Source organism: Compostimonas suwonensis, assembly GCF_002797855.1.
Classification (GTDB): Bacteria; Actinomycetota; Actinomycetes; order Actinomycetales; family Microbacteriaceae; genus Compostimonas; species Compostimonas suwonensis.
This window is the reverse complement of record NZ_PGFB01000003.1, coordinates 201,071-212,318: the sequence shown is the minus strand read 5'-3', so window position 1 is coordinate 212,318 and position 11,248 is coordinate 201,071. Positions and strand designations below refer to the sequence as shown.

General features: G+C 68.1%; 10 protein-coding genes and 1 tRNA gene. All 11 read right to left on the bottom strand.

Going from position 1 to position 11,248, the window contains the following annotated elements:
• Nucleotides 1–47: 47 nt before the first annotated feature.
• Nucleotides 48–761 (bottom strand): GntR family transcriptional regulator, encoded by a 714-nt coding sequence (locus CLV54_RS08825; RefSeq protein ID WP_100344607.1) that lies wholly within the window; start codon nucleotides 759–761, stop codon nucleotides 48–50.
• Between the two features lie 94 nt (nucleotides 762–855).
• On the bottom strand, nucleotides 856–1,857 hold the full coding sequence (locus CLV54_RS08820) for an aldo/keto reductase (protein ID WP_100344606.1): 1,002 nt from the start codon (nucleotides 1,855–1,857) through the stop codon (nucleotides 856–858).
• Nucleotides 1,854–2,993 (bottom strand): mandelate racemase/muconate lactonizing enzyme family protein, encoded by a 1,140-nt coding sequence (locus CLV54_RS08815; protein ID WP_100344605.1) that lies wholly within the window; start codon nucleotides 2,991–2,993, stop codon nucleotides 1,854–1,856. The genes CLV54_RS08820 and CLV54_RS08815 overlap by 4 nt, the downstream gene beginning before the upstream one ends.
• A complete protein-coding gene (locus tag CLV54_RS08810) occupies nucleotides 2,990–3,877 on the bottom strand; it encodes a carbohydrate ABC transporter permease (RefSeq protein ID WP_100344604.1) in 888 nt (295 codons plus the stop codon). Before CLV54_RS08810 ends, CLV54_RS08815 begins: the two co-directional genes overlap by 4 nt.
• Nucleotides 3,867–4,859, bottom strand: coding sequence for a carbohydrate ABC transporter permease (locus tag CLV54_RS08805; protein ID WP_245861531.1), 993 nt, complete (start codon nucleotides 4,857–4,859; stop codon nucleotides 3,867–3,869). The genes CLV54_RS08810 and CLV54_RS08805 overlap by 11 nt, the downstream gene beginning before the upstream one ends.
• A 7-nt stretch (nucleotides 4,860–4,866) precedes the next feature.
• The gene (locus tag CLV54_RS08800; protein ID WP_100344603.1) at nucleotides 4,867–6,114 is read right to left on the bottom strand and encodes an ABC transporter substrate-binding protein; all 1,248 of its coding nucleotides are present in this window, start codon (nucleotides 6,112–6,114) and stop codon (nucleotides 4,867–4,869) included.
• A gap of 109 nt (nucleotides 6,115–6,223) precedes the next feature.
• Entirely contained in the window at nucleotides 6,224–7,573 is a 1,350-nt protein-coding gene (locus tag CLV54_RS08795) for an alpha-L-fucosidase (protein WP_100344602.1), read from the bottom strand.
• A 199-nt stretch (nucleotides 7,574–7,772) separates the two neighbouring features.
• Nucleotides 7,773–9,461, bottom strand: a complete 1,689-nt coding sequence (locus tag CLV54_RS08790; protein ID WP_245861529.1) for a cation:proton antiporter — start codon at nucleotides 9,459–9,461, stop codon at nucleotides 7,773–7,775.
• Nucleotides 9,462–9,526: 65 nt separating this feature from the next.
• Nucleotides 9,527–10,240: an MFS transporter gene (locus CLV54_RS08785; protein ID WP_157802886.1), complete on the bottom strand. Its 714-nt coding sequence runs from the start codon at nucleotides 10,238–10,240 to the stop codon at nucleotides 9,527–9,529.
• A gap of 161 nt (nucleotides 10,241–10,401) precedes the next feature.
• Nucleotides 10,402–10,473 (bottom strand) — tRNA-Arg (locus CLV54_RS08780).
• Nucleotides 10,474–10,607: 134 nt separating this feature from the next.
• Nucleotides 10,608–11,111 carry an HNH endonuclease gene (locus CLV54_RS08775; protein ID WP_100345016.1) on the bottom strand — a complete coding sequence of 168 codons (504 nt, stop codon included), beginning with the start codon at nucleotides 11,109–11,111 and terminating at the stop codon, nucleotides 10,608–10,610.
• Nucleotides 11,112–11,248 lie beyond the last annotated feature (137 nt).

Below are 11,248 nucleotides of genomic sequence, written 5' to 3'. Positions count from 1 at the left end.
CACTCTCGATGGGATGGTCGGCAGCACGGTCAGGGTGCCGGGATGCGCTAGGAGTTGGACTCGGCCCCGGCGATCGTGGACGAGAGCCGGGCGTATGACTGCTGGATGTGCTCGAGCATCGCCTGCTCGGCGCGCTCCGCGTCCCCTGCTCGCAGGGCGGCGAGGATGGCCTCGTGCTCTCCCGAGGTCTCCTCGGCGATGCCGAAGCGGAAGTACAGGCGGTAGAGGTGCATGTGCGAGCGAAGCCGGCTGATCGCGTCGAAGAGCAGGGAGTTGCCGCAGTGCTCGGCGATGACCATGTGGAACCGCGCGTCCTCGTTGGCGAAGTCCTTGTAGTCCTTGAAAGACTCGCCGGCCGACGACGAGGCCTCGACGGCCGCATGCATCGCAGTGGTCGACGACTCGAGCTCGTCGAGCACCTCGGGGGTCAGCTTCGAGGCGGCGTGGCGGGCCGAGACGGGCTCGAGCAGCCGGCGCATCTCGAAGAGGTTCACGAGCCCCTCCTCGTCGAGCATCGGGGAGGCCACGTAGCCCCGCAGGGCGCGCTTGGTGACCATACCCTCGGCCTCGAGCCGCACGAGCGCCTCGCGCACCGGGGTGGGCGAGACGTCGAGCGTGCGAGCGATGCCGTCGATGCTGGCCTTGGCACCGGGCTCGATGACGTTGTCCATGAGCAGCGACAGCACGGCCTCGTAGACATCGTCGACGAGCGGGCGCCGGGCGGGCAGAGCACGGCCGTTACCGGTGTCCTGAGAACTCATCGCCGCCTCCTTGGCTCGTTCGGTCGGTATAAGCGAGGATATATACAATCGGGAATGAACGGCCCGAGCCGCGCCCGAGGCCTTCGATGTCGCCTCAGCCATCGAGCAGTCCCCGCTCGGCGGCTTCCGCCCAGAACGACTCGGGCACGGGTTCCGCCAGCAGCCGCGCGTTCTCCCGGGCCTGATCGGCGCTGGCCGCACCGAAGACGACGGTGCTCACCGCTGGATGCCGCAACGCGAACTGCACCGCGACCCGCCGAAGCGAGGTCGAATGCTCCCCCGCGATCCTGGCGAGGGCCTGCGCGCGGGAGACGAGGCCCGCGGGCGCCGGAGCGTAGTCGAAGGTCGACCCGGTCGTGGGCGAGTCCGAGGCGAGAAGGCCCGAGTTGAAGACGGCCGCGGCGATGACCGCGACGTCGCGCTCGCGCGCCGCCGGCAGGAGGTCGACGAGCGCGCTCTGGTCGAGCAGGGTGTACCGCCCCGCGACCATCACGGTGTCCAGATCGGTCTCGCGGACGAAACGGGCCAGCATCGCCGACTGGTTCATCCCGGCGCCGTAGGCCCCGATGACCCCTTCCGAGCGCAGCTCGTCGAGCGCGGGGAACGCGCCCTCGAGCGCCTCGCGCTCGTGGGCGTCGGGGTCGTGTACGAGAACGAGGTCGATCCGGTCGAGGCCGAGGCGCTCGAGCGACTCCTCGATCGAGCGGAGAACGCCGTCGCGACTGTAGTCGACGATGCGGCGACGGGTGGCCGGCACGTCGAACAGGTTCTCGAGGTCCGACTCCCCCGCGTAGTCCGAGCGTTCCTCGAGGCGTCGCCCGACCTTCGTCGAGAGCACGAACTCCTCACGCGGATACGCCGCGAGCGACTCCCCCAGCCGTTCCTCGGCGAGCCCGAGCCCGTAGTGCGGCGCGACGTCGAAGTATCGGATGCCGGCATCCCACGCCGCGGGCACGCAGGCGCGCCAGGTGGCCTCGTCGAGAGCCGCGTAGAGGTTGCCGAGCGCGGCCACGCCGTAGCCGAGCCGGGGTGCGTGATCCGCCCACCCGCGAGGCTGCCGTTCAGGCGATCGGGCACCGGTGTGCGGGGCGCTCACAGCACACGAAGGGTGTCGAGCGCGTCACGGTCCCAGTCGATGCCGAGCCCAGGGGCGGTCGGCGCGAGCGCCATCCCGTCGTCGACGACCATCTCCGTGGTGGTCACCGAGCGCAGTTGCGGGATGTGCTCGAGGTACAGGGCGTTCGGCACGGCGCAGACGAGCGAGACGTGCAGCTCCATGAGGAAGTGCGGGGCGACCTGCACGTTGAACGCCTCGGCGAGATGCGCGATCTTCAGCCACGGGGTCACGCCGCCGACCCGCGCGACATCCGCCTGCACGATCGAGGCGGCGCCCACCTGCAGATACTCGCGGAACTGCGCGAGCGAGTACATGCTCTCGCCCACGGCGATCGGCACGGTCGTCGACTGCGCGAGCTGGCGGTGGCCGTCCACGTCGTCGGCCGGCAGGGGCTCCTCGAACCAGAAGATCCCGACCCGCTCGTACAGCGCCGCGCGACGCCGGGCTTCGGCGACCGTGAAGCACTGGTTGGCGTCGACCATGATGTCCATGTCCCAGCCGATCGCGTCGCGCACGGCGGAGAGACGGTCGAGATCCTCGTGGCCACGGGGCTTGCCGACCTTGACCTTCACACCCTTCATGCCGCGTCGTTTCGCCGCGACGGCGTGCTCGACGAGCTCGTCGGCGGAGTAGTGCAGCCAGCCGCCCTCCGTGTCGTAGAGGCGGATGCTGTCGGCCGCGCCACCGGCGGCGACCCACAGCGGGCGGTTCGCGATCTTCGACGAGAGGTCCCACACCGCCGTGTCGATCGCGGCCAGGGCGAGTGAGGTAATGACGCCGACGGCCGTGGCCCGGGTCGACGCGTAGAGGGCGGACCACACCATCTCGGGCCGGTCGACGCTGAGCCCGACGAGCCGGTCGAGCAGGGTGCTGCGCAGCAGGCTCAGCACCGCGCCGCCGCCCGTGCCGATCGTGTACGAGTATCCGACCCCGGTCGAGCCGTCGTCGGTGCGGAGCTCGACGATGATCGTCTCCTGCTTGAGGAAGGACTGCATCGAGTCGGTGCGCACCTGCTCGACGGGGATGTCGTACAGGAAGGCCCGTGCGTCGACGATCACGGTGCCCGAGCGCAGGGCGTCCAGCGACTCCGCGGACAGGGCCGTCGATGCGGTCATCGTCCACCCAATCCGCCGAGGGCGACACCCTTGACGAGCTGCCGTTGCAACACCGCCACGATGATCAGCGAAGGGATAACTGCGATGGTGGCCGCGGCCATAAGGAGACTCCATTGCGTGCCGAATTGTCCGGTGAACATTCCGAGGCCAAGCGGCACGGTTGCTTTGTCCTCGCTGTTGATGACGATGAGAGGCCAGAGGTACGAGTTCCAGTAGCCGATGAACGAGAAGACGGCCAGAACGCTGATCGGCGCACGCAGCTGCGGCAGCAGGATCGACCACAGGGTCCTGACGCGGGAGGCGCCGTCGATCCGGGCGGCCTCCTCGTACTCCACAGGAATCGTCAGGAAGAACTGACGGAGGAGGAAGGTGCCGAAGGCCGTGAAGGCGAAGGGGATGATGAGCGCGAAGTAGGTGTCGATCAGCCCGGCCTTGTTGAACATGATGAACAACGGGATGACCAGCACCTCCTGGGGCAGCACGAGGGTCACGACGTAGAGCAGGAAGAGCTTGTCGCGAAACCGGAACCGGAGCCGGGAGAACGCGTAGGCCGACAGGATCGCCACCACGACGCTCAGCAGGGCGCCGACGACACCGACCACGAAGCTGTTGACGATGAACATGCCGAAGGGCACGCTCGTCCACGCGTCGGCGAAGTTGCTCCACATGATCTGCGAGCCGAACAGCTGGGGTGTCTTGGTGAAGACCTCGTTGGCCGGCTTGAGGGCCGTGAGGAACATCCAGATGAAGGGAAAGGCGAACAGCAGCGAGACGATCGCCATCGCGAGCGTGTTGAGCCAGACGAGAGCGGCCGACCTCCGCTGCGCCGTGCGCTGCCGCGGCCGGCGCTTCGAGGCGCCCGGGGCGAGAGTGCTAGTTGTCATAGGTGACCCACTTCCGCTGACCCACGAACTGTATGGCCGTGATCAACATGACGAAGAAGAACAGAATCCACGCGAGCGCCGAGGCGTAGCCGAGCTTGTCGAAGACGAAGCCGTTGCGGTACAGGTACAGCACGAAGGTGTTCGTCGCCTCTCCGGGCCCGCCCTGGGTGAGGAAGAGCGGCTGCACGAAGACCTGGAAGGCGCCGATCATCGTCATCGTCGAGCTGAAGAACAGCGACGGCGAGATCATCGGCAGCACGATGTAGCGGAACCGGCTCCACGCGTTGGTGCCGTCCATCCTGGCGGCTTCGAGGATCTGCTGGGGGATGCCGCCGAGACCGGCCGAGAGCACGATGACGTTGTAGCCGAACGACTGCCAGACCGACATCGCGATGACGATGGGGAGCGCGAACCTCGCATCCGACAGCCAGGCCGGGCCTGTGATGCCGACGCCCGCCAAGAGGGAGTTGACGAGGCCGTCCTGCGAGAACATCAGACGCCAGACCAGGGCGTTGGCGACCATCGGCGTGATGACCGGCAGGAAGTAGACGACCCGCCAGAACCCCCGGAACCTCACGTTGGTGTTCAGCCAGAGCGAGATCGCGAGGGCCACGGCGAGGTTGAGGAGGGTGTAGACGACGGCGAAGATCAGGGTGTTGACCATCACCGTGTAGAACGTCGGGTCGCCGAACAGCTTCGCGTAGTTGTCGAAGCCGATGAACACCGGATCTCCGTAGAGCGGCCACTCGAAGAGGCTGATCACCGCGGAGCCGAGCAACGGCAGCACGATGAACAGGGCGAAGCCCAGCATCCCGGGCGCCAGGAAGGCCGCGGCTGTCCAGCCGCCGACCCCTCGCCGCGGCCTCCGTCCAGGGCCGCTCGGCTCGACGGGGCGGGCCCTGCCCGCGGCGGTCGTCGCGAGGGCCGGCCGGGCCGGCACCACCCCCTCGGGGGAGGTGATGCCGGCCTCATGCGTGGTCATTCTCGGATTACCTTCCGACGGAGTTGCTGATCGTGGTCGTGATCTCTTCCGCGGTCTGCTCGCCCCGGTAGCCTTCGACGCCGTACTGGCTCATCAGGGTCTCGACCTGGCTCCAGTTGGGGGTGGTCAGCTGAGCGGTGGCGTTGCCCAGGAGCGCATTGATCACGTCGGAGGCGCCCTCGTTCTTGCCCTCGGCCCAGGCGGGCAGAGCCGAAGCCCTCGCCGGGACGATTCCCCGAGCGGACGCCTGAGCGAGCTGGGCCTTCTCGGAGGTCATGCCCAGGATCACCTGCAGCGCCTCCTCGGGGCGGTCGCACATCTTGGCGATGCCGAAGCCCGAGCCTGCCGTCATACCGCGGGCCTCACCAGAGGTGCTCGGGACGACCGTGATCCCGAGGTCGAACTTCGCCTGCTCCTGGAACGGGGTGTACCACCACGGTCCCTCGATGAGCATGCTCGTGTCGCCGTTGATGAACGCCTGCTGGGAGACCTCGGAGGCATCCGCCGCCTCGGGCGCGCGCGCCACGCCGTCGACGGCCGCGAGGTCGAAATAGCTCTGCAGCTGTTCGACGAACTCGGGGCTCGTGATGTCGAGCTCGCCGTCCTTCACCGCGGGGACACCGTCGGCCAGTGCCCACGCGTTGGGCACGCTCAGGCCCGGCGCCATCGCGAAGCCGAAGCGGTCGGGTGTGGTGAGCGCCTGGGCATCGGAGCGGAACTGCTCCCGGGTGTAGGTCGTGCCGGGCAGTGCGAGCCCGGCATCCCGGAACTGGTCCTTGTTGTAGAACAGGGTCAGCGGCTCGGCGTCATAGGGCAGCGCGAGCAGGTCGCCGTCGACCGTCATGCCGTCGAGCATCGACTGGTTGAAGTCGGAGAGATCGGTGCCGGATGACTCGATCAGGTCGTCGAGCGGCAGCAGCACGTCTTTCAGCGACTCGGCCCCCGTCGCCTGGGTGGTGACGATGCAGACGGTGTCGCCGCCGGCGAGGCGGGTCTTGACCTTCGTCATGTAGTCGCTGAAGCTCGGCCCCTCGAGGGTGATCTCGGGCAGGTCGGGATCGTCGGCGCGGGCGAGGTCGACGAACGACTGCCACTGCTCGCGCTCGGTGTCGCCGCTGATCCACGCGTACATCGTCATGGGGTCGCCGGCCTCGGCGACGGGCGCCGCCGAGCATCCGGCGAGCGCGACCATCGCGCCGGCCAGGGTGAACGCCGACGCGTAGCGCGCGACCGTTCGGGTCGTGGACTTTCTCATAGCTGACTTCCTCGTCTTGTGTGTGGTGGGGTGGGGATGGTGCTGGGTGCTGGTGTTTCGGTGGATCGCGAGCGCGGTCGAGCCGCACGGTCGGCGGCCGGGGCGCGGCTCAGCTGAAGTCGATGGCGATGACGTCGATCACGGCGCCGCTGGGGGCGGGGGCGGGGATCCGGATCTCGCCGGTGGTCACCTCGCCGATCTCGATGGAGTGCACCTCGAAAGAGACGCTGTGGTCGAGCGGCTCACCGGTCTGCAACAGGCGGATGCCGCTGATGTCGCGCACGGGCAGCCCGCGCACGACGATCTCCTCGACCGGCTGCATCACGAGATGCAGATACAGGGTTCCGGGGCGGGCCGTGCTCGGCCCGAAGAAGTCGATCCCGGTCGTCGGGGAGACGCCGATGACGCTCTCGCGGTGCTTCTGCATCCAGTCGGCGATCTCGGTGAGACGCTCGACATGGGTCTCGGGAAGGCTCCCGTCTCCCCGCGGGCCGACGTTCAGCAGCAGGTTGCCGCCGCGGCTGACGACGTCGACGAGAGTCGCAGCGAGCGAGTGCGACGATTTCAGCCGGGTGTCGCCGGGACGCCAGCCCCACATCTCGCCGATCGTGAGGCAGAGCTCCCACGGCCCGTCGGGCGCGGTGGCGGGGAACGCCTGCTCGGGGGTGCGGTAGTCGCCCTGCCCGGGAAGGCGGTCGTTGATGATGACGTCGGGCTGGAGGCTCTTGATGAGACGGCGGAGACCCGGTGCCGTCCATTCGGCGGCCGAGCGCTCCCAGTCGCCGTCGAACCAGAGCAGGTCGATCGTGCCGTAGTTGGTGAGCAGCTCGGTGAGCTGGGCGCGCACGTAGTCGAGGTAGCGGCTCCACTCCTCGGGGCTCGAGCGGCGGAACCTGTCGGTCGCCACCTCGCTGTCGGCGAAGGCGGGGTCGCCGGCGGCGGGCCAGTGCTCCTCGGCGTAGGGCAGGTCGTCGACGGTGAAGGCGGGGTAGTCGGGGTGGTTCCAGTCGGGCAGGCTGTAGTAGATGCCTACCCGCAGGCCCTCCGCACGCACCGCGTCGACGAACTCCCGGGTGATGTCGCGCCCGATCGGGCTGAACTCGACCCCGAACTCGGACTGCTCGGTGAAGAACATGTTGTAGCCGGCGTGGTGCCGCGCGGTGAAGACGACGTACGTCGCACCGGCGTCCTTGGCATGGCGCGCGAGAGCGGCGGCATCCCATTCGGCGGGGTCGAAGGTCGCCGCCGTCGACTGGTACTGCTCGATGGTCACGCTGTCTTCGACCTTGTCGACGCCGGGGATGATCGAGCGGGCGACCAGAGGCCAGGAGACCTCGAGCCCCTGCTGGCTGGCCTGATCCCAGTGCACGAAGAGTCCGAGGCCGGCGCCGTCGAACCATTCGCCGCCCGGCAGCTCGAATGCGGTGGACCGGACAAAAGCGGTCTGAGCCTGGCTCATCTATCCCTCTTCCCTGAGTTCAGCTGATTTCATTGATCCTATCGGATATTTGCAATCGGGAGCAAATGACGCAGGGTGACCTCGAGGGAGGTGCGCAGCCGGCACGGGCCTCAGCCGTCGATCGGGCGAGACGATCAGGCCGCATCCGACGGGGCGGCTGAAGCTCGGGGCGAAGCCTCCCCGGGGCACGGACTCCGAGCTAGAGGCGGTTGCCCAGCCGCGAGACGATCGCCGCCTCCTGGTAGTCGAGCTTCTCGAGGAACCCGCGCACGGCGTCGTCGTCGAGCCGGTTCGCATTGCGCTCGGCGACCACGGCCGCACGCTGCGCCTGGAGCACCCGGCGATACAGGGTTCCGAACATCTCCCCGAAGCGCGAGGCGTCGTCGGGTTCCGGGTCGCGCTCGGCGTCGTCGGAGCGCTCGGCCACCATCTCGGTGACGCGAACCAGCAGCTCCGGCGGAACCTCCGGCGGCGGGGCGGCGAGGAACTCCGCGAATACCGACACCGAGGCGTCCCTCGCCACGGTGCGCGCGAGCTCGGCCTGCTCCCGGTCGTACTGCTCCTGCCCGGGGTCGCTGAGCTTGAGGGAGCGGATGAGGGCCGGGAGCGTCAGGCCCTGGATGAGCAGCGTGCCCACAGCCACGATGAACGCGATCGCCTGGATCTCCGCGCGACCCGGGAACGGCTCGCCGTTAGCGATCACGAGCGGGACGGCGGCGGCCGCGGCGAGCGTGACCACCCCGCGCATCCCCGTCCACGAGACGACGAGGCTCTCGCGCCATCCCAGGTACACGGGATAGCGCCGGGGGCGACGACCGCGGGCGATGCGAGCCTCGTTCTCGCGCCGCATCCGCTCTCGCAGCCGCTCATCGCTCGCGATCTTGCGCCGCATGATCCGATCGGCCAGGAAATGCCGCCCGAACGACAGGAAGACCCAGACCGGCCGGATGAGCAGCACCACGAGCAGCACGAGCGCGCCGACACCGAACACCAGCCACACCGACTCACCGGCGTCGCGGAGATCCTGGATCACGAAGCGCAGCTGCAACCCCATGTAGGCGAACACGAAGGCCTCGAGCAGCACGTCGAGCGAGCTCCACACCTGCCGTTCCTGCAGACGCGTCTCGTAGCCCGCCTCGCTCGAGCTCGCGCCGATCGCGAAGCCGGCTGCGACCACCGCGAGCACTCCGGACGCCTCGAACTGCTCGGCGAGCAGGTAGGCGGCGAACGGCACGATGAGACCGAGCACCGTCTCCAGCGCCGAGTCCTTCAGCAGCCGCCGGATGAGCACGGCCACGACGGCGAGCACCAGACCCACCACGATCCCCACCACGGCGCTGTAGAGGAAGAGCAGCACCGGATTCTCGACGAGGGTGTGAGCACCGGTGACGGCCGCCACCGTGATGGTGAAGAGGGTGAGCGCAGCGGCGTCGTTGACGAGGCTCTCGCCCGTGAGGATCGACATCACCCGTTTGGGCAGACCGAGCTTGCGGCCGACCGCGACCGCGGTGACGGCATCCGGCGGCGCCACGATCGCGCCGAGGATGACCGCGGTTCCGACCGTGAGCGCGGGGACCACCCACGCCGCGAACACCCCGACGACGAGCGCGGTCACGACGACGAGTCCGACGCCGAGCCCGATGATCGGGCGGAAGTTGCGCGCGAAGGAGAAGAACGAGAAGTTGAGCGCCGCCGAGTAGAGCAACGGCGGAAGCACGATGCCGAGGATGATCTCGGAGTCGAGCTCGAGACGCGTGAAACCCGGGATGAACGAGGCCGCGAAGCCCACGAGGGTGATGACGAGCGCCGGTTGCAGGCCCCTGCGCTGGGCCAGGCCCGTGACGGCGATCGCCCCCACGATCACCAACAGCAGCTGCACACCGTTCACGGGACCACCCTACTGACCGGCGCGCGCCGCGCCGCGCGTTCGAACCGCGCGGCGCGGCGGCGGCCTCAGCGCACGGATCTGATGGGCGCGATGAGGAACGCCGCGACCACGAGCACACCGGCGGCCGCGACGAAGACCACGCCGTAGCCGCCCGTCAGACCGACGATCCCGGAGGTCACGCCCGGGCCGATGATCTGGCCGCCCGTGTTGGCCAGGTTGAGGATGCCGAGATCCTTCGCCGCCGTGTCCGGCGAGGGCAGCACCTCGGTGTTGAGCGCCTGGTCGACAGAGTTGTAGACACCGTTGCCGATGCCTCCGAGTAGGGCGAAGAGCAGCATCGCCCACGGATAGGGGAACACGAAGGGCAGGAGCGTCGCGACGGCGACGAGGATCGCCGAGCCGATCACGAGCACCTTCCTCCGGCCGATCCGGTCGCTGATCGGGCCGGCGAGGAAGCCGAAGACGAGCGAGGTGCCCAGGCCGATGGTGCCGATGAGCGCTCCCGCCTCCGCGAGGTCGAGCTTCATGTAGTCGGTCAGGATGTAGAGCTGGTACCCCGTCACCGAGTAGTAGCCGACGACGAACAGCAGCTTGCCGCTGAGCGCGAAGTGGAAGTCGCGGGACTGCTTGCGCGGGAACGAGAAGTTCGAGAGCAGCATGGATGCCGAGAACCTCTCCCTCGGTCGGTCGCGACTCGAGCGCTCCCCCGCGATCACGGCGGCGAGCGGTCCGCCGACGAGCACGGCGACCGCGAACAGGGGCGCAGGTCGTACTGCCACGTGCAGAAGGGATCGCCGAGTCCCGAGGCTCAGCCTCATGTTGCATCTCAGCGATGGAGATATATTCGCAATCGATCACCGAGGATCCAACCGAAATACGCAGAGCACCGACACAGCCGGCGCAACGGTCGTTCCAGATCCTTCCGCTGCTCACACAGAAGTGCCCCTGGAGGGATTCGAACCCCCGGCCATTTCCTTAGGACGGAATTGCTCTTCCACTGAGCTACAGAGGCGGACTGCACAAGTTTAGCGGAGAGGGGGGCGCGAGCCCGCAGTAGGTGCGCGAAACGGCGAGGTTTGGCGCACCTCCTGCGGATTCGCGAGCGAGAGGCTTGGCAGGGAATAGGTACGACGACCCCGCACTCCCCTACGCCGCGACAGCCGTCGCGAGGTACTCGCTCCACTGCGGGAGGGGCCGCTCGACGCCGCGCACGACCCAGTTGGTGCCGTGCGGCATCCGGGGTTCGAAGCGCAGCGACCAGCCCATCTCGGCGGGGGTGTGGTCGCTCTTGATGTTGTTGCAGCGCAGGCAGCAGGCGACCAGGTTCTCCCACGTGTCCTTGCCGCCGCGGGAGCGGGGCTGGATGTGGTCGATGGTCGAGGCCGCCTTGCCGCAGTAGCCGCAGCGGTGGTCGTCGCGGCGGAGGACGCCGCGGCGGCTGATCGGCACGTTGCGGCCGTGCGGCAGGCGCACGTAGCGGGTGAGGATGATCACCGACGGCCGCTCGTACGCGCCCGAGGAGCCCCAGACCGGGTGTCCGGCGTCGATCTCGACGATCGACGCCTTCCTATTCATCACGAGAACCAGGGCTCTCTTGAACGACACGACGGCGAGCGGCTCGTACCCGGCGTTGAGGACCAATGTGCGCATGTTGTCTCCCACGAAACGTTCTGGACGGCTTCCAGATATTCGACTGTCGGTAGACCACCGATCAAGGGACGAGCAATTAAACAAAAAAGAGCACCGTCAGATGACGGCGCTCTTCACGACCAGACAATGGTCGAGTA

Bases quoted from the DNA above. Each gene is read 5' to 3' on its own strand.
- CLV54_RS08825 (WP_100344607.1), bottom strand. From the start codon at position 761: ATGAGTTCTCAGGACACCGGTAACGGCCGTGCTCTGCCCGCCCGGCGC.
- CLV54_RS08815 (WP_100344605.1), bottom strand. From the start codon at position 2,993: ATGACCGCATCGACGGCCCTGTCCGCGGAGTCGCTGGACGCCCTGCGC.
- CLV54_RS08810 (WP_100344604.1), bottom strand. From the start codon at position 3,877: ATGACAACTAGCACTCTCGCCCCGGGCGCCTCGAAGCGCCGGCCGCGG.
- CLV54_RS08805 (WP_245861531.1), bottom strand. From the start codon at position 4,859: ATGACCACGCATGAGGCCGGCATCACCTCCCCCGAGGGGGTGGTGCCG.
- CLV54_RS08800 (WP_100344603.1), bottom strand. From the start codon at position 6,114: ATGAGAAAGTCCACGACCCGAACGGTCGCGCGCTACGCGTCGGCGTTC.
- CLV54_RS08795 (WP_100344602.1), bottom strand. From the start codon at position 7,573: ATGAGCCAGGCTCAGACCGCTTTTGTCCGGTCCACCGCATTCGAGCTG.
- CLV54_RS08775 (WP_100345016.1), bottom strand. From the start codon at position 11,111: ATGCGCACATTGGTCCTCAACGCCGGGTACGAGCCGCTCGCCGTCGTG.